Source organism: Thalassospira sp. MCCC 1A02898 (genome assembly GCF_001618185.1).
Lineage (GTDB): Bacteria > Pseudomonadota > Alphaproteobacteria > Rhodospirillales > Thalassospiraceae > Thalassospira > Thalassospira tepidiphila.
This window is the reverse complement of record NZ_LPXK01000009.1, coordinates 155,217-176,130: the sequence shown is the minus strand read 5'-3', so window position 1 is coordinate 176,130 and position 20,914 is coordinate 155,217. Positions and strand designations below refer to the sequence as shown.

19 protein-coding genes are annotated in these 20,914 nt (G+C 56.2%); 14 read left to right on the top strand and 5 right to left on the bottom strand.

The genetic code is table 11. The features are described 5' to 3' along the window. Window positions 1-5 precede the first annotated feature (5 nt). The 11 genes from AUQ41_RS07505 to AUQ41_RS07455 all read left to right on the top strand — a co-directional run bounded on the left by AUQ41_RS07505 (window position 6) and on the right by AUQ41_RS07455 (window position 14,085). A complete protein-coding gene (locus AUQ41_RS07505) occupies window positions 6-1,751 on the top strand; it encodes a flagellar hook protein FlgE (RefSeq protein ID WP_063087476.1) in 1,746 nt (581 codons plus the stop codon). Between the two features lie 354 nt (window positions 1,752-2,105). Continuing rightward, window positions 2,106-3,707: a flagellar basal-body MS-ring/collar protein FliF gene (gene fliF / locus AUQ41_RS07500; protein WP_008891640.1), complete on the top strand. Its 1,602-nt coding sequence runs from the start codon at window positions 2,106-2,108 to the stop codon at window positions 3,705-3,707. Between the two features lie 79 nt (window positions 3,708-3,786). Further along, window positions 3,787-5,043, top strand: coding sequence for a FliH/SctL family protein (locus AUQ41_RS07495; RefSeq protein ID WP_063087474.1), 1,257 nt, complete (start codon window positions 3,787-3,789; stop codon window positions 5,041-5,043). Further along, a complete protein-coding gene (gene fliN, locus AUQ41_RS07490; RefSeq protein ID WP_008891638.1) occupies window positions 5,036-5,398 on the top strand; it encodes a flagellar motor switch protein FliN in 363 nt (120 codons plus the stop codon). The genes AUQ41_RS07495 and fliN overlap by 8 nt, the downstream gene beginning before the upstream one ends. A gap of 21 nt (window positions 5,399-5,419) precedes the next feature. Beyond that, window positions 5,420-6,214 (top strand): motility protein A, encoded by a 795-nt coding sequence (locus AUQ41_RS07485; RefSeq protein WP_008891637.1) that lies wholly within the window; start codon window positions 5,420-5,422, stop codon window positions 6,212-6,214. Window positions 6,215-6,300: 86 nt separating this feature from the next. Further along, entirely contained in the window at window positions 6,301-7,872 is a 1,572-nt protein-coding gene (locus AUQ41_RS07480) for a sigma-54 dependent transcriptional regulator (RefSeq protein WP_063087472.1), read from the top strand. An 89-nt stretch (window positions 7,873-7,961) separates the two neighbouring features. Continuing rightward, window positions 7,962-10,124, top strand: coding sequence for a flagellar biosynthesis protein FlhA (gene flhA / locus AUQ41_RS07475; RefSeq protein WP_008891635.1), 2,163 nt, complete (start codon window positions 7,962-7,964; stop codon window positions 10,122-10,124). 57 nt (window positions 10,125-10,181) lie between these two features. Further along, window positions 10,182-11,162, top strand: a complete 981-nt coding sequence (locus AUQ41_RS07470) for a GTP-binding protein (protein WP_063087470.1) — start codon at window positions 10,182-10,184, stop codon at window positions 11,160-11,162. Continuing rightward, window positions 11,159-11,947, top strand: a complete 789-nt coding sequence (locus tag AUQ41_RS07465; RefSeq protein WP_063087468.1) for a MinD/ParA family protein — start codon at window positions 11,159-11,161, stop codon at window positions 11,945-11,947. Before AUQ41_RS07470 ends, AUQ41_RS07465 begins: the two co-directional genes overlap by 4 nt. Window positions 11,948-11,953: 6 nt before the next feature. Then, window positions 11,954-13,597, top strand: coding sequence for a hypothetical protein (locus tag AUQ41_RS07460; RefSeq protein ID WP_063087466.1), 1,644 nt, complete (start codon window positions 11,954-11,956; stop codon window positions 13,595-13,597). Between the two features lie 86 nt (window positions 13,598-13,683). Next, complete coding sequence (locus AUQ41_RS07455) at window positions 13,684-14,085, top strand: hypothetical protein (protein WP_008891631.1); 402 nt, start codon at window positions 13,684-13,686, stop codon at window positions 14,083-14,085. A 4-nt stretch (window positions 14,086-14,089) separates the two neighbouring features. Here AUQ41_RS07455 and AUQ41_RS07450 read toward each other — a convergent pair whose 3' ends face one another. The 4 genes from AUQ41_RS07450 to AUQ41_RS07435 form a co-directional block, all read right to left on the bottom strand. Continuing rightward, complete coding sequence (locus AUQ41_RS07450; protein WP_008891630.1) at window positions 14,090-14,644, bottom strand: 2OG-Fe(II) oxygenase; 555 nt, start codon at window positions 14,642-14,644, stop codon at window positions 14,090-14,092. A 142-nt stretch (window positions 14,645-14,786) separates the two neighbouring features. Next, window positions 14,787-15,437 (bottom strand): ATP-binding cassette domain-containing protein, encoded by a 651-nt coding sequence (locus tag AUQ41_RS07445; protein ID WP_063087464.1) that lies wholly within the window; start codon window positions 15,435-15,437, stop codon window positions 14,787-14,789. 12 nt (window positions 15,438-15,449) lie between these two features. Continuing rightward, entirely contained in the window at window positions 15,450-17,135 is a 1,686-nt protein-coding gene (locus AUQ41_RS07440) for an ABC transporter permease (RefSeq protein WP_063087462.1), read from the bottom strand. A gap of 6 nt (window positions 17,136-17,141) precedes the next feature. Further along, window positions 17,142-18,371 carry an ABC transporter substrate-binding protein gene (locus tag AUQ41_RS07435; RefSeq protein ID WP_168173418.1) on the bottom strand — a complete coding sequence of 410 codons (1,230 nt, stop codon included), beginning with the start codon at window positions 18,369-18,371 and terminating at the stop codon, window positions 17,142-17,144. A gap of 207 nt (window positions 18,372-18,578) precedes the next feature. Here AUQ41_RS07435 and AUQ41_RS07430 point away from each other — a divergent pair, with 207 nt between their 5' ends. From AUQ41_RS07430 to AUQ41_RS07420, 3 genes are all read left to right on the top strand, one after another. Beyond that, window positions 18,579-19,313, top strand: a complete 735-nt coding sequence (locus AUQ41_RS07430; RefSeq protein ID WP_063087458.1) for a TerC family protein — start codon at window positions 18,579-18,581, stop codon at window positions 19,311-19,313. Beyond that, window positions 19,313-19,792, top strand: coding sequence for a YbaK/EbsC family protein (locus AUQ41_RS07425; protein WP_063087456.1), 480 nt, complete (start codon window positions 19,313-19,315; stop codon window positions 19,790-19,792). Before AUQ41_RS07430 ends, AUQ41_RS07425 begins: the two co-directional genes overlap by 1 nt. A 118-nt stretch (window positions 19,793-19,910) precedes the next feature. Then, window positions 19,911-20,483, top strand: a complete 573-nt coding sequence (locus AUQ41_RS07420) for a hypothetical protein (RefSeq protein ID WP_063087454.1) — start codon at window positions 19,911-19,913, stop codon at window positions 20,481-20,483. Here AUQ41_RS07420 and AUQ41_RS07415 read toward each other — a convergent pair. Then, a complete protein-coding gene (locus AUQ41_RS07415) occupies window positions 20,476-20,904 on the bottom strand; it encodes a hypothetical protein (protein ID WP_063087452.1) in 429 nt (142 codons plus the stop codon). The two genes, AUQ41_RS07420 and AUQ41_RS07415, sit on opposite strands and share 8 nt — an antisense overlap. Between the last annotated feature and the right edge of the window lie 10 nt (window positions 20,905-20,914).

Below are 20,914 nucleotides of genomic sequence, written 5' to 3'. Positions count from 1 at the left end.
GAAAAATGAGCCTTTTTGGTGCAATGATTTCCGGTGTTTCCGGCCTGAATGCCCAGTCTCAGAACCTGGGCGTCATCTCGGACAACATCTCGAACCTAAACACGATCGGTTACAAAGGGAGTGTCGGACGCTTTTCTACCCTTGTGACTGAGTCCGCAACAGATACCCGCTACACGCCTGGTGGAGTCCGGTTCCATCCGACCGCACTGATCAGCAAGCAGGGGCTGTTGCAGGCAACCTCGTCAACCACGGCAGCCGCAATTTCGGGAGATGGCTTCTTCATCGTTCGCGGCACCGCATCGCCGGGTACCAATGACGAGCTGTTCTTTACCCGTGCTGGTGACTTCAAGCCGGATGATGACGGCTATCTGCGCAACACAGCAGGCTACTATGTTCAGGGTTGGGCGACCGACCGTGATGGCGGCCTTCTTGATGGAAACGGCAACGCCACAACGTCAAACAGCTCGGCTGTGACCGACCTTCAGGTTCTTGATATCAACTCGATTCTGACGGCAGCTGCGTCTACCACCACTATCGAATTCGGTGCCAACCTGAACTCGGACGAAACGGCTGTTACCGGCGGCACGGCGACCTCGACCACCACGGGTCTCGACTATGATACGACCGATCTGACGACACTTGCCGGCATCAACAACGGCGACCAGTTCAGCATCACCCACAACGGCACAACGACGACCATCACCATCAATACGGGTGATACGCTCGAAGATCTGGCATCCGCCATTAGTGCTGTGACCGGTATCAATGCCACTACCACCACAACCGGCACGAATGACACATTGACACTCACGGCTGCTTTTGCCGATCAAGGAGTGACCTTTGCCAACGTCACCGGTACACCATTTAGTGCAACGGGCATTACGGTTCCTGGTGTCCCAGGCACCCTCGCACCGACCTACACTGCAGGTAACCTTGCAACCGGAACAGTTGCCGAAGACAACTCGATGCCCGTCACGATCTATGATTCCCTTGGTTCGGCACACACTGTGAACCTTCAGGTTGTCAAGCTGGGCCAGAACCGCTGGGGCTTCGAACTTATCGGTAACACCACGACCGGTGAACTTGATACCACCGATCATCCTAATGGCTTGATCCAGGCTGGAACGATCACATTCGACGGTTCTGGTAACCTTCAGAGCTTTACGGGTGTTCAGGCGACCATCGGTGCCACAACCATTGGTGTAAACGGCAGTCTGGTCGACACTGATATCTCGGCTGAATGGACCAATGGTTCCGACACCAGCGAATTCACCCTTGATTTCGGCACAATCGGCCTTGGCAACGGCATTACCCAGTTCGCCGCCGGTTCGGATGCGAACGGTAACCTTGTTGAATACACCACGCACTTCATCAACCAGAACGGTGCGCAGGCCGGGACCATGGTGAACTATGCCTTCACCGAGGAAGGCTTCCTGCAGGTAGAATTCGCGAACGGTGTAAAACGCCCGGTCTATAAGCTGGCGATCGCAACCTTCGAAGCCCCTGATGAAATGGAAAACCACACTGGTAACGTTTATCGCCAGACACGTGAGTCGGGTGATTACTTGCTGCGTGAACCGGGCCTGAACGGTGCCGGTAACGTTGTGGCATCGGCACTGGAAGGGTCCAACGTCGATCTTGGTGAGGAATTCACCAACATGATCGTTACCCAGCGCGCCTACTCCGCGAACACCAAAACGATCACCACGACCGATGAAATGCTCGACGAGCTGATCCGTATCAAACGGTAATTGACATCTGTTTCAGGGCGTTAGCCCGCCCTGAAACATATTGCACCAATAGAGACTCGCCCGGCACAATTGCCGGGCTTCTTTTTGCCCGATTGACTCACTACATTAAGGGCAGAACAATTCGGTCATTAAATATCCAAGCGATTCAAATCACTGATAAATTTGAATCCGATGACTGGGCAAAAATTGCCGGTTGTTAACCTGTTCTTCAGCATGGAGAACTATTCGTTGTTAATGCTGGTCGTATTCCGCACGGATCGATCCGCATGGGGACAGTGGTAAATTTTCGTTTCGGAGCAGTCGAACGTGGGCGGCTTGTTACAAACACTTAAAGGTCTGGGACCAACGCGGCTGATGGCTATCAGTGGCGTGGGCGTGCTGTTGCTTGTCTTCTTTGCATTCCTGATCATGCGTGTTTCAGCCCCGAATATGGAACTGCTCTATCGCGATCTGGATCCGGCAGACGCCAGCCAGATCGTCAATCGCCTCGAAGACCAGCAGGTTCAGTACCAGTTGCTGAACAACGGTACCGAAATTCTTGTCCCGGCCGATCAGGTCAACCGCATGCGTCTGACCATGGCCGAAAGCGGCCTGCCGACCGGCGGCTCTGTCGGGTATGAAGTATTTGACAACTCAGACGGCTTTGGCGCCACCAGTTTCGAACAGAACATCAACCATGTTCGCGCCCTTGAAGGCGAGCTGGCCCGCACGATCGCATCCATTCAAGCGATCCAGCAGGCACGTGTTCATCTGGTTCTGCCAAAACGTCAGATGTTCTCGCGCGAGACCCAGGAAGCCAGTGCCTCTATCGCGGTCAAGATGGCCGGTGGCGAACTGAAACCCGAACAGGTTGTCGCCATCCAGCACCTTGTGGCTGCCGCGGTGCCCCAGCTTGATCCGGGCAAGGTATCGATCATTGATGAACGTGGCCGGTTGCTTGCGCGCGGTGATGGCGAACAACAGTCGTCGACATTCCTGACCCAGACCGCCGATGAAATGCGCATTCGCACCGAGAGCCGCCTGCGCAATACCATCGAAGATCTTCTGTCGCGCTCCCTTGGTTACGGCGAAGTCCGCGCCGAAGTCTCGGTCGAAATGGACTTCAACAAGATTACGACCGCCAATGAGCGGTTTAATCCGGATGAGCGCGTCATTCGTTCAAGCCAAACGATTGAAGAAAACGCGACCAATTCCGAGACCGAGGGCACAGATCCGGTAACGCTTCAGAACAATCTGCCGGATGCCAATTTTGATGCCGCCAACGGTGCAGGAACCCAAAGTCAGGAAAGCCGCACCGAAGAAACGGTCAATTACGAGATTTCCAAAACAACCACCACACAGATCAAGGAAATCGGCGAGATTTCGCGTGTGACGGTTGCCGTCCTTGTTGATGGCACCTACACTACTGATGAAAATGGCGAGCGCCTGTATCAGGAACGCTCACCGGAAGACCTTGAAAAGATCGCAGCACTCGTGCGCAGTGCCATAGGCTATGACCCGCAGCGCAGCGATCAGGTCGAAGTCATCAACATGCAGTTTGCTGATACTGCCGACCTGTTCCCGGATGAAGAGATCGAGACCTTCCTTGGCCTTGATAAGGCTGAGATCTTCCGCATCGCCGAAATGCTGGTGCTGGCGATTGTTGCCATCCTCGTCATCCTGCTGGTGGTACGCCCGCTTCTGACCCGTGCGTTCGAAACTCTGCCGAGTGCGGCAGATATGGCACAGCGTCAGCTTCTTGCCGATGACATGACCGCCGACGGCACGCCGGCTCTTGAAGGTCCGGCACCTGTTCCGATGGCACCTGGCATGGATGACGGCGAAGAACTGATCAACCTGTCGCAGGTTGAAGGTCGCGTGAAAGCATCCTCGGTCAAGAAGATTGGCGAGATCGTGGAGAAACACCCGGAAGAAGCTCTCTCGATCATTCGCAACTGGCTGTATCAGGAGAGCTAATTCTCCTGACAGTTATCGGCTCACTGGCAGCCGCAGGGCTGCCTTCCTTTTGTTGCTCAAGGCGTTTTAGCAGTTCGATATGACGGCCATTGAAAAGTTCACATTCTCACTCAGCTTCGACGATGCCGACAACGTAATCCGTTCGGCAGGCAAAGAGGATGAGCATTACGAACTGAGCACGAAAAAGAAGAAAAAGAAAGAAGAGGAAGCCCCGCCGCCCCCGCCGCCTGTCTATACAGAGGAACAGGGCGCACAGATGGTCGCCGATGCCGAAAAGCGCGGCCACGAACAGGGTTTTGCCGAAGGTCACAAACAAGGCTTTGACGAAGCCCATCAGCAAATCATGGCGTCGCTTGAAAAGGCGGTTGGCGATGTGGAATCCGAAATTGCCGAAAAGCTCGCCCAGATTGACGAGCAGCAAAAGCGCGCCAACGCCAAAATCAACGAAGACGCCATTCACGTTGCTCTTGGTGTCATCCGCAAGCTGGCCCCGGCCTGGTCGAAGCAGTACCAGATGACCGAAATCGAAGACATCGTGCGCCAATGTCTTGCCAACCTGTTTGAAGCGCCGAAAGTCATGATCAAGGTCAATCCCGACCTTGAGACAGAAGTCGGTGCCGCCGCCCAGCGCATCGCAGACTCTCGTGGTTTTTCCGGCAAGGTTGTTGTGGTTGGCGAACCGGACGTCGCAATGGGTGACTGTCAGGTATCCTGGGGCGATGGCACGGCGGTTCGCGACAGTGCGCGGATATGGTCGGAAATCAACGCCATCATCGACAACGCACTGACCCTGCATGCCAACGACCATGATCTGCCCGAAAGCGATATGGGCGATCCTGAAGTTCAGGAAAGCCGCCTCGCCCCCGAGGCGAAAGCCCCGGCACAGCCTTCTGCTCCTGTTCAATCGACCGGACCGGCACCGGATCAGGCCGAAACCGTAAATCAGATCACACCCGAGATGCCATCCACCGCAGAACCTGCTGAGCCCGGCTCTGATACGCAAGAAGGCGATGGCACCGCGGCGCGGAATATGCAAACATTGCAAGAAGATACGAAGGCTGAATCGGCAACCACCGATGGCGCGATGCACGGACCGGAAACGGACACGACACCGCCGCCACAGCCGACACCGGAACCAGACATTACAGATCAGGCGAAAAACAAGCCTGAACCACAAAAAGACCAGACAACGGCGACAGCGCAAGGCCCTGCACAGCCTGGTAATTCCAGCCCGGGAACCGAACAGACGGCTGCGCAGGAAGACCCGACGACCACAGCCGATGAAACGGCTGCTGTGAAGCAACCGACCAAAGACGCAGGAGACGAAAATGGCTGATGATGACGATCTGGAACTCTCGGAGCTCGACGACGATAACATCGAACTCGAGGGCGAAGGGACCGAACTTCTTGCTGCGGCCGAAGCCGGCAGCGAGCAGATGAAGACTTCCAAGGATCTCGAAGCCGTGTACGATATTCCCGTTCAGGTTTCGGCAGTTCTTGGCAAAGCAACCATGCAAGTCAGCCAATTGCTGAAACTTGGTCGTGGTGCCGTGGTAGAGCTTGACCGTAAAGTTGGTGAAGCTATTGATATCTATGTGAACAACCGTCTCGTCGCACGCGGCGAGGTGGTGGTCGTGGAAGACCGGCTTGGTGTGACCATGACGGAAATCATCAAATCCGAGAAAAGCTAACGTAAGAGAGGATATCCGACTATGGCCGAAGGGGGGACTAAAACGTCGTTTGACATTGCGACAGTCGGGGGACTGGCCATTGGCTTTGCGTTGGTGATTGCTGCAATCATCTTTGGTGGATCGCCGGGTGCGTTTATCGATATCCCCTCTGTCCTAATTGTTATCGGCGGTACAGCAGCCATTACGGCTGTCAGCTTTGCGCTGGGCGAGTTTCTCGGCTCTGGCAAAGTGCTGATGCGCACGATTTTCCACAAATCGCGCAATCCGGCGGATGCGGCACTTCAAATTCTTCAGCTTGCCGAAATCGCCCGCAAAGGCGGCGTGCTGTCCCTTCAGGGGCATCTTGATAGCCTGCAAAGCGAAGAATACCTTTGGAAAGGCTTGTCGCTTGTCGTTGACGGCACCCCGCCCGAGGAAGTCGAAGCCATCATGCGCAAGGACATGAACGCCACCATCGGCCGCCACCAGAAAGGTGCCAACATCATGAAAAAGGCCGGTGACGTTGCACCGGCAATGGGTCTGATCGGGACGCTGATCGGTCTGGTGCAGATGCTGGGGAACCTTGATGATCCGTCATCGATTGGTCCGTCGATGGCTGTTGCGCTTTTGACGACCTTCTATGGCGCGGTTCTGGCCAACATGGTGTTCATGCCGCTTGCCGGGAAGCTTGAACGCAACTCCAGCGACGAGGAACTTTTGAATTCGGTCTACATGGTTGGTGCTGTTTCCATCGGTCGACAGGAAAACCCCCGTCGTCTGGAAATGCTGATCAACTCGATCCTGCCGCCGTCAAAACGCGTCAGTTACTTCGATTGATCGTGAATGTGAATATGGTGGTTCTGGCGCATCAATGCTTTTGTGATGCGCCGGGTCCCCGAAACTGATCGGAAAGAGATGATACGATGCAGGTACTGATCGTTGGTGGACTGGGCGGACAGATAGGCGCAGCCAGCAAGATCGCAATGGCGCGCGGCGCTTCGGTCCAGTTGGCCGAAAGTGTCACGACTGCGCTTAACATCCTGCGGGCGGGCAACCGGATTGATCTGGTTATGGCGGACATCACCCTTGATGTCGCCGCCCTGATTGAAGGCATGGTTGCTGAACGCATCACAACCCCGGTTGTCGCGTGTGGTATCGGCAATGACGTTAATGGTGCGGTCAATGCGATTAAGGCAGGTGCCCAGGAATTCATCCCCCTGCCACCCGAAGCCGACCTGATTGCCGCAATTTTCGAAGCCGTCACCGAAGAAAGCCACGCCCTGATCCATCGCGATGCGCGCATGGCCGAGACTCTCCGACTGGCAAGTCAGGTGGCCAACAGTTCGGCATCCATCCTGATCACGGGTGAAAGCGGCACCGGTAAGGAAATCATTTCGCGCTATGTGCACCGCAAGTCCAATCGTTCGGACAAGCCGTTCGTAGCGGTTAACTGTGCGGCCATCCCCGATAACCTTCTTGAATCCGAACTGTTTGGCCATGAAAAGGGTGCCTTTACCGGTGCCCAGGCACGACGTATCGGCAAGTTCGAAGAAGCCAATGGCGGTACCCTTTTGCTTGATGAAATCAGTGAAATGGATGTGCGTCTTCAGGCAAAGCTTCTGCGTGCCATTCAGGAAAAGGAAATTGACCGGCTTGGCGGCAAAAGCCCCGTTAAGGTCGATGTTCGAATTCTTGCGACCTCGAACCGCAATCTTGAGGCCGAAGTCAATGCCGGCAACTTCCGCGAGGATTTGTATTTCCGCCTGAACGTGGTCAATCTCGACATCCCGTCCCTGCGTGAACGTCCCGATGACATCCCGGTTCTCGCCGAATTCTTTGTCAAAAAATACTCTGATGCCAATGACGTTCCGGTCCGCCCGATCAGCCCACTTGCGATCCAGCGTCTGCTGTCTCACCACTGGCGGGGCAATGTCCGCGAACTTGAAAACACCATGCATCGCGCGGTTCTGATCGCCGGTCCTGATGAAATCGGGCCAGAAGCCATCATGCTGTCTGGCGAAAGCAACGCACCTGCCCCGGCAGCCACAGCCCCCGTATCGCAGGCCCCGGCACCATCTGCATCTGCACCGGCCCCATCTACGACGGCACGCGCCAGTTCGGCCTATGCCAGTGCCAATGCCGCCTATGGCGCGGCATCATCGGCCTATCAACCCAGCGCACCAGCCCCTGCACCATCTACCCCATCCGCACCGGCGAATGAGGCCCCTTCTCGGGATCATGACACCGACAGCGGCGATGACGGTGCATCCGATGAAAGCACGGCTGGAAACGGTTCTGTGACCTCGGCACTTGTCGGGCGCACTGTTGCTGATGTCGAACGTGATCTGATTATTGATACGCTCAAGCATTGCTTTGGCAACCGCACCCATGCGGCCAACATTCTTGGCATTTCCATCCGGACCCTGCGCAACAAGTTGCGCCAGTATACCGACGAAGGACTTGCTGTACCGGCCCCGGGCGACGGTCACGACTGAACATGAAATTTCGGCGCGCTGTCCCCATCTTCAAGGCAGGTAAAAGCGCAACGAACATCGAGCAAGCAACAGGGTAACAAGCAAAGACAATGGCCGAAGGTCAAGACATCACACCGACTGGTTCCGGCGGCTCTGACGGCCCCGGCGGCGGTGCGCCGGGCGGGTTAAATCTCGGCGCCATTCAGTCGCGTGTCGCTTCGGCCATGAAACGTGGCGATATCGCCATGGCGCTCGGCTTTATCATGATCCTTGTGGTCATGATGTTCCCGATGCCGCCCTGGCTGCTTGATTTCATGCTGGCCCTTTCGATCAGCTTCTCTGTGCTGATCCTGATGACATCCCTGTTCATCCAGAAGCCGCTTGAATTCAACTCTTTCCCGACGATCCTGCTGGTGGCGACGTCGCTCAGGCTTGCGCTGAACATTGCGACAACCCGCCTGATCCTTGGTTATGGGCACGAAGGGACGCATGCCGCCGGTGCCGTGATCGAGGCGTTTGGCAGCTTCCTGATTTCGGGCAATTTCGTCATCGGGATTATCGTCTTTGCCATCCTTGTCATCATCAACTTTGTCGTTATCACCAAGGGTTCCGGTCGTATTGCCGAGGTCGCAGCACGCTTTACCCTTGATGCCATGCCCGGCAAACAGATGGCGATTGACGCCGACCTGTCATCGGGCCTGATCAATGAAGAACAGGCAAAGGCCCGCCGCAAGGAACTGGAAGATGAAAGTTCCTTCTTCGGGTCGATGGATGGTGCATCGAAGTTTGTTCGTGGCGACGCAGTTGCCGGTATTCTGATTACGTTTATCAACGTGATTGGCGGCATCATCATCGGCACCGCCCAGATGGGCCTTTCCCTTGCCGAGGCAACCGAAACTTACACGATCCTGACCGTGGGCGATGGTCTGGTGTCACAGATCCCGGCCCTGATCGTTTCGACCGCAGCAGGCCTTCTGGTCACCAAGGGTGGCCTTGATGGCGCAACCGAAAAGGCCGTTTTCGGGCAGGTCAGTAACTATCCGGCGGCCCTTGGCGTTGCCGCCGCCCTGATGGGGGGCATGTCCCTTCTGCCGGGCATTCCGATGATCTGGTTCCTCGGATTGGCGATCGGGTTGGGGTATCTCGCCTACTACATGAGCAAACGCCAGAACGCAGCCGTTGCCGAAGAACAGATGAAAGAAACCCAGGCCGCGGCCGATGCCGCCGGCCCGCCGCCGGAAGAACCCATCGCCAATGCGCTTCGTATGGACTATGTCCGTCTTGAACTCGGCTATGGCTTGCTGTCGCTGATCAGTACCGAACGCGGTCAGAAACTTACCGATCAGATCAAGGCACTGCGTCGCCAGCTTGCCGGTGACATGGGCTTTGTCATGCCATCGGTGCGCATTCAGGACAACATGCAACTGCCCGCCAACACCTATGTGCTCCGCGTCAAGGAGATCGAGGCAGGCCGCGGTGATCTGCGCCCGAACATGTTGCTTGTGATGGATCCACGCGGCGAGGAAATTACCCTGTCGGGCGAAAAGACGATGGAGCCGACCTTCAACCTGCCGGCCATGTGGATCGAACAGGGCATGAAGGAAGAGGCAATGTTCCGTGGCTATACGGTGGTTGATCCGCAAACCGTGATCACGACGCACATCACCGAAGTGATCAAGGATCACATGCCCGAACTGCTGTCTTATGCCGAAACGCAAAAGCTGCTTGATGAACTTGATGAAGACCAGAAAAAACTGGTCGAGGATATCGTTCCGGGTCAGGTTTCCGTCGGCGGTGTTCAGCGCGTATTGCAGAACCTTCTGACCGAACGCGTTTCCATCCGCGATCTGCCGACAATCCTTGAAGGCATTGCCGAATCAACTGCCTTTACCCGCAACCCGACCTTCATGACCGAACATGTCCGGTCACGACTGGCGCGTCAGTTGTCAGATGTGAATACCAATCAGGATGGCGTCATTCCGCTGGTGACCATGTCGCCGCAGTGGGAACAGATCTTTGCCGAAAGCCTTGTTGGTCAGGGCGAGGAAAAGCAGCTTTCCATTCCACCAAGCCAGCTTCAGGAATTCATCAACAAGGTCAGAACAACGTTCGAGCGCCTTGGCATGATGGGCGAAAGCCCGGTCCTTCTGACCAGCCCGGGCATCCGGCCATATGTGCGATCCATCGTTGAGCGTTTCCGCCCGAGCACCGTGGTGATGTCGCAAAACGAAATCCACCCCAAGGCACAGCTGAAAACGCTGGGGCAGGTGTGATGCGCATGATCAACCAAACCGCCCTGCTTGCGGACATGAAAAACCGGGGGGAACTGAATGCGTCTTAAGACCTTCACCGCCCCCACCATGACCGAGGCGATGGGGCTCGTTAAAGAGCACATGGGCACTGATGCCATCATCGTCTCCACCCAGGATATCCCCGGCAGTGGTGTGCGCCTGACCGCCGCCCTTGATCGTGATCCCGACTATGGCGATGACGACGGCCCGGCCCCTGCCCTTCAGGAACAGCTTGATGCGGTCGAGGCCGCCCTGACGCGGCATAATTTGCCGGAACGGCTGCGCATTCGCCTGTGCGATTTGATGGGGCGCGAAACGGCTGCTGCATCTGAGCAACAATTGCTGGCCGGTGCGCTTGATGAAATCTTTGATTTCTCGCCCCTGCCGGAAAAGAACACGCCGCGCGCGCTGGCCTTTGTCGGCCCGCCCGGATCGGGCAAAACACTGGCGGTTGCCAAAACCGCGGCACGTGCGGTGATGAAAAAACGCAAAGTTGCCGTTCTTTCAACCGATTACAAACGTGCCGGCGGCATGGCCCAGCTTGAGGCCTTTACGCGAATTCTCAAGATTGATCTGCTTGCGGCGAAATCACCGGACGATCTCAAGGCGCGCTTTGGCGAAATCCGCGAAGCCGATGTCATCCTGATCGATACGGCAAGCTGCAACCCCTATCTTGAAACCGAAATTGGCACGCTTCGTGAATTCATGAAAGCGGTGCCGAGTGAACCGGTACTGGTGAACCCTGCGGGGATTGATGCCTATGAGGCGGCTGACATTGCCAATGCCTTTGCCGATGGTGGCGCAACACGTGTCGTGATCTCGCGACTTGATGTTGCCGCCCGACTTGGCGGTGCGCTATATGGAGCCGATTCAGGAAATCTTTCCCTTTGTAATGTCAGTATGACAGCCCAGGTTGCGGACGGCCTCACCGCCCTTAGTCCCCTTGCCTTGGCAAAACTTCTGATACCGTCCCATCGCGCTGATACCGCGAAACCGAGCTTCTCCGAGGTCGTGAAATGACTACCAAGTCTGATGCATCACCCAAATCTGCCCCGCGGGCCAAAGGCCGCAATGTCCTTGCAGTTGCATCTGGCAAAGGCGGCGTTGGCAAGACCTGGTTTTCCATTACGCTCACCCATGCGATGGTTCTCGAAGGCCACAAGACCCTTTTGTTTGACGGTGACCTTGGCTTGGCCAACATCGACATTCAGCTCGGCCTGATGCCGAAATATGATCTGGGCGGCGTGATTGCCGGGCGGATCAGCCTGAAAGACGCGGTAACCCACTTCCCCGATGGTGATTTTGATATCATTGCCGGACGCAGCGGCTCGGGCAGTCTTGCCAACCTGCCGGCCACCCGGCTTCAGGCGCTGTCGGACGAATTGCTCCAGACCGGCAAGGAATATGATAAGGTATTGATCGATCTTGGTGCCGGTGTTGATCAAGGCGTGCGTCAGATGACCGGCCTTGCCAATACGGTGATTGTGATTACCAACGGCGATCCGACCTCTTTGACCGACGCCTATGCTTTTATCAAGATCACCCATATGGCCCGCCCGAAAACCGATATCCGGGTGGTGGTCAATATGGCCAAGGACAAGAAAGAAGGTCAGGCGATCTACAACAAGATTCTCAAGGCGTGCGAGGGCTTTTTGAAGATTTCACCGCCGCTGCTTGGCGTTATTCGTGCGGATTCCAAGGTATCGGAATGCATTCGCAACCAGACGCCACTTCTGACCCGTCATCCAAACTGCGATGCCGCCCAGGATATAGAGGCAATCGCCCAAACCCTTCTCGAGGAGTAGGTTGTCATGACGCTCCCGCCACAAGCAATATCGCCCGGCCCTGCCGTCGGTGGACATGCTTCGGCGGGCGGTACTGCCGGGCAGGCCAATCAGGGTTCGGTTCCGGCACAAATCAATGCAACCGTCACGACCGCCACCCCGCAACAGGTCGCTGCCGCACTGGCAAAGCTCCCGGTCGAAACGCTTTTGCAGGCATCGGTTCAATCGCAATCGGGCAATCAACTGACCCTTGCCACCGCCCTTGGTTCGGTCACGGTCAGGATACCCACCCCGCTTCCCAGTAATCTCGGCGATCTTTTGTGGGCCCGCATTCCGACAACCAATCCCGGCACCGGCCAATCCGCAACGGGCGGCAACCCTGCCGACGGCATGCGTCTGCAACTTCTGCCGCAAACCCTGTCACCGGGGGGATCCGGGGTGACCGGTGCCCTTGCCAGCGGAAATATCGCTGGCAGCAGCCTGACACCCGGCCAGACATTTGGTGCGGTGACGACATCCATCCTGACCATGCCCAATGGCACCCAGTTGCCTGCCGGAAGCCAGACACAGGTCATCTTCCTTGGTCAGGGCACGGTAACCGCACAGCAGGCCGCCAATGCCATGGCGTCCGCGGCCCAGGCCGGTTCTGCTGGTTCGGCGGGTATGGCAGGTGGCGCCGGCACAGGCGGCATGGCTGCCGGAATGGGACCAACCATTGCCGCACAAACAGCCGCCGGGCAGGCCCCCGCTGGCACCTTGATGCTGACCGGGACAGTCTTGCCCCCTGATAGTGCCGAGGCCCGCCTGCTGCCACAGGGTTTCACCGCCCTTCGCACCTCTGCCGGGATTGTTGGCATCAAATTGCCGGTGCCCGCGCCCACGGGGGCAACCCTGTCATTTAACGTTGATCCATCGGGCGGTGCCAAGGTATCGACATCCGTCCCGATGACCGAGGTACAATTGATCGCGCGCGGTCAGGCCGCCGCCCTCACCCATGACTGGGACAGTTTGCACAGGGCGGTTAGCGCTCTTCAGCAACATGATCCAGGTGCAGCACTCAGCATGCTAAACAACATTCCCCAGGCTGGCCCCAAACTGACCACCACCATGATGTTCTTCTTTGCTGCCATGACAGGTCAGGGCGGCAGTTTGCGTGGCTGGCTGGGCGATCGCGCCGCCACCAGCCTGGCCACATTGTCCGATACGGATGGTGGCGGGCTTAAACGGCTTGAAGGTGATTTTGCCCAGTTGCGTGCGATGGCAACCGAAGAACGTCCGGATGGCTGGCGCGTGATGGCGATGCCGTTCAATATGGGCGACAAGATCGAACAGCTTCAACTGGGTTGGCGGCATGGCGATCGTGAAAATGATCCCGACAAACCCGATGATCAGGGCACGCGTTTCCTGCTGGATCTGTCTTTCAGTGTAGTGGGTCACACCCAGCTGGATGGCCTGGTCAAGGGCGAGGACAGCAAGTTTGATCTGATTGTCCGCACCGAAAACCCGTTGCAATCCCATAACCGCGATGACATTCGCGGCATCTTCCGCGAGGCCCTTCAAATTGCAGGTTACACCGGCCATATCCTGTTTCAGGATGGGTCGCGTTTTGTCGAAATTGGTCCGGTGCCCGATGGCAAGGACCCGCATTCCCACCACGGGATCGAGGCATAAGCATCATCATTCTGAAATGAATGCTTTTCCTGCCTTGGGCGCGGACGTATCCTTGAATTTACCCCTTATGACAACGGTTGGAAGCCATGCTTGAGATTTATCAGCGCCGTAATCTGATCCAGACAGAGCCGAACCCGGGCACAAGGATTGATTATGTCGTTACCCTGCAAAGCAATCTGACCGGTGCCAAGGATGTCTTTCCGGCGCGCCTGACGCTGCGTTATGTACCAGACCGCCTGATCCTTAAGACCAATAATCTCGCGGAATATTACGCAGAGATCGCCAGTATCGAGTTCGAGAATTTCGAAGCCGCCGCCGTTCTGTTGATGGATGATTTCAACAACGAACTGGTGCCGCGCTGGATCAGCCTGCGTCTGGACAAACAGACAGCCGATAACGATCAGGTCTTCCACCACGAAACCGCGCTTGAAGACCGCCAGCCGAAATGGGGCAACCCGCGTCTTCTGGATCGTCTCGAACGTTACTGAGCAATCAGCGGAACGGGTTCCCGTGCACCCACTGGGTCAGGGAATAACGAAGCCCCGCCGTGGTCGGCGCTACGCGGTGCAAAACAAAGCTCGGAAAGAAGATTGCTGATCCGCGCGCCATCGGTGCATCGATAAAATGCCCGGCCGGGTTAAGCTGTAATTGCCCGCCTTCATACTGATCGGGCTCGGAAAGCTGGATCACCATGGTCAGTTTGCGACGGCGCGCAACGTCTGATGCCCCGACATCACTGTGCCAATCATAATGGCCGCGCAAATCACCCGCATAACAGGCAATCTGGGCGTCCTCGGCAAACTCAGTCAGGGAAAAGTCAAAGACGTTGCGATTGACCTCGGCAACCAGATCTACAATGCGCCGACAGACAACCGGTTCCTGTTCTTCGTTAAACCAGGTGATTTTGGATCGGCGAATATGGGTCGCTGCCTGCCCCTGTACGAGGCCACCTTCGTCCATCTCGTGGGCAAAGCCATTGATCAGGCGGTCACAGGTCGCCGGATCAAGCGCATCCGGGACAATTGCAAACATTTCTTCAGGGAACATTTACGACACTCTCCAGGCCGCACGGGCCTTTTGATTTAACGTCCGGGGCCCAAGATCATTCTTTGCGACAAGATGCTCTTAAGACCAATCATCGCGCGATACCAGCAAATTCAAACCCTGTCACCGATCCATGTTCGTGTATCTAGCCACGCAGTTCAATCACCCTACCACCGGCGGCTGCACCGTCTTCGGGGTCATGGGTTACCATCAGGGTCGGCAGGCTGTTCTTGCGGCACAGGTCAAACACAAACGACCTGATCTGGGATCGAAGGCCGCTATCGAGTTTTGAAAATGGTTCATCAAGCAACAAGGCACAAGGTTCTGACAACAGAACCCGCATCAAGGCCACCCGCGCGCGCTGCCCGCCTGATAATGTTGCCGGATCACGATCATAAAACCCGTCCATCTCGGCACTGCCAAGGGCTGCGTCAACCCGAGCCCGCCGGGCCGCACGCCCCTTGATATGCGCGGGCAGGGCAAAGGCCAGATTGCCGCCCACCGACAGATGCGGAAACAGCAAATCATCCTGAAACAGAATGCCGACATGGCGGTCTTGTGGCGCCAAGCCATCAAGCAACCGACCATCAAGAACCACTTCGCCGGTCACCTCGAACGCATCGGGTAAGGTGCCACAGATATGCCCAAGCAAACTGGATTTTCCCGAACCGCTGGGCCCCATAAGGGTCACGATCTCGCCCGGCGCAATGGTCAGATCGACCGCAACCAGTTCACGCCCGTCAAGGCGTACCCGCACGTCATGCAATTCCAGACCGTTTTTGGCTGCTTCAGGCATGTAGCATCCTTATCATCCTTTGTTCTGGGCACCCATGCCGCGCCGGTGACGGAATAAAACCGCCGGGATCAGCAAGGCCAGGGCAAATCCGGCAAACGGCAAAACCATCTGAAACAGGCCATAAATCCCGATCATCCGACGATCCCCGCCCGAGGCCAAGGCAACCGCCTCGGTGGTGACGGTGGCAAAGCGCCCTGCCCCGATCAGAAGTGTTGGCAAATACTGCCCGACCGTGACGGCAAGCCCGACGGCGGCGGCGGTTAAAACCGCACGGGTCAATAGCGGCAAACGCACCTGCCAGAATACCCGCGTGGGCGACGCGCCAAGACAAAGGGCTGTTTGCCCATAACGCGGATCAAGGGCGCGAAACGGTTCCGACAGCGATAAAAACACATAGGGTGCAACAAACACCAGATGCCCAAGAACAACCGAGACCAAGGTACGTTCCAGCCCAAGCAGGCTAAAGAACACCTGCAAACCAAACATGAAGCTGATTTGCGGCACCAGAAGCGGCAGATAAATTAAAAACATCGCCCGGCGCCCGGCCGGCTTGCCGGTGCGCACTTCGTTCTCAAGACAGGCCAGAACCAGCGTTACGGCAATCACAACCGCCGGAATACCGATCAGAAGGGTGGTTGTCAGGCTATTGCCAATTGCATCAAGTTCCCGCGCCCAGAGACGCATTGAAAAACCACGCGGCAACAGATCGGGAAACGCCCAGAACCCGGCGACACTCCAGACCAGCAAAACAACAAGCCCAAGAACCACCGTCCCGGCTGCCACCAGCGCCATCACCGCTGACACCCCGCGCGCAGCACCATCACGCTTGCACCGGTTGCCATCAACAGCCCAACGGGCACCAACTACGGCGACAAGCCGCTCGCCCGCAATCCAGATTGCCATGGCCGCGATCACGATCAGCAATTGCAGCACGGCTGCACTTGATGCCATGAACCGCAAGGCAAGATCGGGATCGGACAACCATCCCAGAATGCGCACCGCAAGCGGGGCCGGGGTTGTCGGGGCCAGAATGATCGCCACATCAACAACCGACGTCGAATAGGCCAGAACCGCCAGAACCGGCAAACGGATCTGTGGATAGATGCGTGGCAATGTTGCCTTGAACCATCCGGCAATCCTGCCATAGCCAAGGCTTGCCGTGACCTGTGCCGTGCGATCTGTGTCTGCCTGCGGCAAGGCTGAAAGCGTCATCAAAAAAAGAAACGGGATTTCCTTGGCAACCAGTCCGGCAATCAGGGCGATGCCCCAAGGATCATGGATAATCGCAACATCCGGGGGCCGATCCCACCCGGTAAATTGCGCGACCACCCGAACAAACCAGCCCGATGGCGCAATCAAAAATGCCAGACCAAACGCCGCCGTCGCATGCGGCACCGACAGGATCGGCGAGAGGATCCGTTGCAGGGTGTGAAAAGTGCGCGTGCCCTGCCATGCGGCACAAAAAAGCATGACAATCGCAACCGAGACAAAGGTTGCGATCAATCCATTGACCAATGAAAGCCGGATCGAGGCCCCCAACCCCGGCTGCGCCGCCAAAGCCTGCCAGGGTTCAAGGCTGGGCGTCGTGCCGCCAAGGGCGGGCAATATCCCGAACGCAGGCAAGATTGTGCCGATCAGCCCGGCAGAAACCGGGCCAATCATCAGAACAATCGTCAGGATCGGGATAAATCGCAGCATGCGCGATTATTGCACAACGCCGTAACGCTTCTGCCATTCTGTTTCGACAAGCGACATCCAGCTTGGATGCGGTTCGGGCAAGACGGTGCCGCGCTCAGCGGGCGCAAGCGATGCGATGCCAAGATCAAGATTGGCAAAGGCTTCCTGCATGTCTTTGGGAAGTTTATCCATCGCCAGTACCGTATCCGCGCCCCAATATTTCGGGTCCTGTTTGCGCAATTGTGCTTCGGGTGACATCAGGAAATCGGCCAGCACAACCGCGCCTGCCTTGGCCGATGCGTTATAGGGGATCGCAACGAAGTTGGTATTGCCAAGGGTGCCGTTTTCAAACACATAGGACCGCACGGTATCGGGAAGCTCGAACGCCTCGATCGCCGATGACACTTCGCCGGAACTGAATGAAAAGGCGATATCGACCTCGTTATCGGCCAAAAGGGTGCGCATCGATGCCCCGTTCTGCGGGTAGGCCTGACCATCGCGCCACAAAAGCGGCTGCAAGTCTTCAAGATAGCCCCAAAGCGGTGCCAGGGTCGCCTCGGCATCGGTTTCATCGGCGGGCTGTTGCAAAACTTTCGGATCTTTGACCAGTTCGGTCAGGATCTGTTTAAGGAAGGTCGAGCCCATATAGTTGGGCGGCTGCGGATAGGTGAACCGCCCCGGATGTTTCACCAGCCATTCCAGCAATTGCTGGGCGGATTTCGGAACGGTATCAAGCTTGGCGGTGTCGTAATAGAAACTGACCTGCGCCATGCCCCATGGGGCTTCAAGCCCGTCGGTCGGAACGGTGAAGTCATTGATCACCGTTGGTTTGCCTTCAACATCGACATAGGCAAAGTTTGGCGTCTGTTCTGCCCACGGACCAAACAGAAGGTCATTGCGCTTCATCGCGGCAAAGTTTTCACCGTTAATCCAGATCATGTCGACCGCACCGCCATCATCAACACCGGCGGTCTTTTCCGACAGAACGCGGGTAACCGCATCGGCAGTATCGGTCAGTTTGACCTGAACGACCTCAACGCCATAGCGTTCGCGCACCTGTTCACCCGCCCAGGCGATGTAATCATTAATACGTGGCTCCCCGCCCCAAGCATGCCAGTAAACGGTCTGGCCACGGGCCTGATCCAAAACCGATTGCCAGTTTCCGATATCCGGTGCCGGGTCTGCAAAGGCAGGCGTCGACAACGTCGTCGTCGCAAGCCCCACTGCCAGCGCCAAAGCAGAAACGAAAGTGCGCATTTTTGATCGCATCTCGGACAATCCTTTTACCTGATGACCCAAAGCCCTCCCCGCATGCCGGGTGTGGCCGGTTGATTGGTTTTATACCCGTCAGTTTTTCAACAGACGGCACATAAAATCAATTCACGCTTGCGTTAGGGGCCTATCAAACACACTTTGTCTGCAACAAGTTGTCCGCTTTTTGCGCCCCTGTTTAGGAAGTTTTCGATGTTTGAATGGATGAGTGATCCCAACATGTGGATGGGGCTTGCCACCCTGACCGCGCTCGAAATTGTTCTGGGCATCGACAACATCGTTTTCCTGTCGGTGATTGTGTCGAAACTTCCGCAAAACCAACAGGCATCGGCGCGCCGCATCGGTCTTCTGGCGGCGATGGGCATGCGGCTTGGGCTTTTGGCCGGTATCGCCTGGGTCATGCAACTGACCTCCCCGCTTTTCGCAGCATTCGGTCAGGAAATCAGCGGCCGCGATATGATCCTTATTTTTGGGGGTCTGTTCCTGATTGCCAAGGCGTCCAAGGAAATTCATCACACCATTGACGAGCCCGAAGAACACGGCCCGGGCAAAATCATGTCGAGCTTTGCCATGACCATCGTGCAGATCATGTTGCTTGATATGATTTTCTCGCTCGATAGCGTCATCACAGCGGTTGGTCTGGTCGATCATATTTCGATCATGGTGATCGCGGTCATCGCATCGGTACTGGTGATGCTGATGGCGGCCAAGACCATTGGCGACTTTGTCGAACAAAATCCCTCTGTCAAAATGTTAGCGCTATCATTCCTTATTCTGGTAGGGTTTGTGTTGCTGCTTGACGGGGTCGAAATACATGTACCGAAAGGCTACATCTATTTTGCAATGGCCTTTAGCCTGTCGGTCGAGACGCTCAATCTTCTGAACCACAAACGTAAACTCAAACGTCGTGCGCAAGAGAATGGCTGATGAAAAAAGTTGATCCGCCGCTATGTCTGGCAAACGCCTTCATGGAACGCGAACTTGAAAACGTCGACGTATTTGAGTTTCCCGAAGGCACGCGCACAGCTGCTGATGCCGCAAACGCCATTGGCTGCGATATCAGCGACATTGGAAAATCACTGGTGTTCATGACCGAGGCATCCCGCCCGGTCCTGATCATCATGAATGGTGCCGATCAGGTCGATCTCGACAAGGTCGCCGCACTGCTGCGTTTATCCGTCCGCAAGGCCGATGCAGCCGAAGTCCGCGAACATACAGGCTACGCCATTGGCGGCGTTCCACCGTTTGGTCACGCCAAACCCGTGGAAACGCTGATTGATAAAAAGCTTCTGGAAAAGAAAACCGTCTGGCTTGCCGCCGGGACACCGAAAACAGTGTTTGAGCTTAAAACCAGCGACCTCAAGCGCGTAACCGGCATCGAAACCGGCGTTAATATCGCTATCTGAGAACACCAACGCGGTTTAAATCTTCTCTATTTCAGATTGTTTTCTATTCACAAAAACAATCTGAAAAGATATTCCTGAATCGGACCGAGTTTCTGATTTCTACTGGAGTATCAAACAGATGAAGACCGCCATCCAAAAAGCTGCAGCAATTCTGGGCTTGGCACTTTTGAGCGCCTGCGCATCACCGGCCGAGTTCCAGAACATGGTGGTGACCGAAGGCATCGACACTGCCGCGACGCAAAATTCGGCTTTCAAAGACAGCATTGTCGTGAAATCGGTCGATGGCGGCGAAGAAACCAATCCGATGTGGACGTCTGAAATCAGCAGTCAGGCTTTTGAAAAGGCTTTGATCGCATCACTCGAAAACGCGCAGCTGTTGGCAAAGCTTGATGACAACGCGCCATATCGTTTGCGTGTCACGTTGCTCGAGGTTGACCAGCCCCTGTTTGGCCTGGACCTGACGGTCAAAACCCGTGTGCGTTACGAAATCATCGAAAAAGACAGCGATAAAACTGTTTTCAGTGAAGAAATTCCCGCAACCCATACCGCGACCTTTGGCGACTCTCCGTTTGCGATCCAGCGTCTGCGACTGGCAAACGAAGGGTCTGCAAAGAACAATATCGCCGCCTTCATTGAACGCGTCATCGCCGTTTCGCCTGAAATGTCAGGCGAGAACGTAGCGCTTAAATAAGCCCGTCATCGCGTGTCGCCGAACGCATGCCGATTTCGTCAAGTTCGTCTTGTTCTTTCTTGTCTTCTTCGGCGCGTTCGGCCTCAAGCCGATTACGTTCGGCAATTTCGGCAGTTTTAAATTCCTTGAAGGCATCGGCGACCTCATCGCGGAAGACGTCGATCTTTTCTTCCTGTTCGGCAATCATTTTTTCGATTGCCTCGCGCTCGGCGATCACTGCGGTGGCAAACCCGCCATAGGCAAACCCTGCAAGTTCCGGATTTTCGGCCGCGATCTTTTGTTCGGCCAGCACCGCCTGTTCTAGGGCTTCTTTTTCCGCCTCAAGATTACCCAGCACACCAAGCATCTCGCCCAATTGGCGCTGCTTTTCATCAAGCGCCCATTTGCGCATGCGCACCAGTGTTTTGAAATCCTTGGCCATGGGTTACCCC

Excerpts from the sequence above, each read along its gene's own strand:
- AUQ41_RS07505 (WP_063087476.1), top strand. The coding sequence starts at position 6 with ATGAGCCTTTTTGGTGCAATGATTTCCGGTGTTTCCGGCCTGAATGCC.
- fliF (WP_008891640.1), top strand. The coding sequence starts at position 2,106 with ATGGCTATCAGTGGCGTGGGCGTGCTGTTGCTTGTCTTCTTTGCATTC.
- AUQ41_RS07495 (WP_063087474.1), top strand. The coding sequence starts at position 3,787 with ATGACGGCCATTGAAAAGTTCACATTCTCACTCAGCTTCGACGATGCC.
- fliN (WP_008891638.1), top strand. The coding sequence starts at position 5,036 with ATGGCTGATGATGACGATCTGGAACTCTCGGAGCTCGACGACGATAAC.
- AUQ41_RS07485 (WP_008891637.1), top strand. The coding sequence starts at position 5,420 with ATGGCCGAAGGGGGGACTAAAACGTCGTTTGACATTGCGACAGTCGGG.
- AUQ41_RS07480 (WP_063087472.1), top strand. The coding sequence starts at position 6,301 with ATGCAGGTACTGATCGTTGGTGGACTGGGCGGACAGATAGGCGCAGCC.
- flhA (WP_008891635.1), top strand. The coding sequence starts at position 7,962 with ATGGCCGAAGGTCAAGACATCACACCGACTGGTTCCGGCGGCTCTGAC.
- AUQ41_RS07470 (WP_063087470.1), top strand. The coding sequence starts at position 10,182 with ATGCGTCTTAAGACCTTCACCGCCCCCACCATGACCGAGGCGATGGGG.
- AUQ41_RS07465 (WP_063087468.1), top strand. The coding sequence starts at position 11,159 with ATGACTACCAAGTCTGATGCATCACCCAAATCTGCCCCGCGGGCCAAA.
- AUQ41_RS07460 (WP_063087466.1), top strand. The coding sequence starts at position 11,954 with ATGACGCTCCCGCCACAAGCAATATCGCCCGGCCCTGCCGTCGGTGGA.
- AUQ41_RS07455 (WP_008891631.1), top strand. The coding sequence starts at position 13,684 with ATGCTTGAGATTTATCAGCGCCGTAATCTGATCCAGACAGAGCCGAAC.
- AUQ41_RS07450 (WP_008891630.1), bottom strand. The coding sequence starts at position 14,644 with ATGTTCCCTGAAGAAATGTTTGCAATTGTCCCGGATGCGCTTGATCCG.
- AUQ41_RS07445 (WP_063087464.1), bottom strand. The coding sequence starts at position 15,437 with ATGCCTGAAGCAGCCAAAAACGGTCTGGAATTGCATGACGTGCGGGTA.
- AUQ41_RS07440 (WP_063087462.1), bottom strand. The coding sequence starts at position 17,135 with ATGCTGCGATTTATCCCGATCCTGACGATTGTTCTGATGATTGGCCCG.
- AUQ41_RS07435 (WP_168173418.1), bottom strand. The coding sequence starts at position 18,371 with ATGCGCACTTTCGTTTCTGCTTTGGCGCTGGCAGTGGGGCTTGCGACG.
- AUQ41_RS07430 (WP_063087458.1), top strand. The coding sequence starts at position 18,579 with ATGTTTGAATGGATGAGTGATCCCAACATGTGGATGGGGCTTGCCACC.
- AUQ41_RS07425 (WP_063087456.1), top strand. The coding sequence starts at position 19,313 with ATGAAAAAAGTTGATCCGCCGCTATGTCTGGCAAACGCCTTCATGGAA.
- AUQ41_RS07420 (WP_063087454.1), top strand. The coding sequence starts at position 19,911 with ATGAAGACCGCCATCCAAAAAGCTGCAGCAATTCTGGGCTTGGCACTT.
- AUQ41_RS07415 (WP_063087452.1), bottom strand. The coding sequence starts at position 20,904 with ATGGCCAAGGATTTCAAAACACTGGTGCGCATGCGCAAATGGGCGCTT.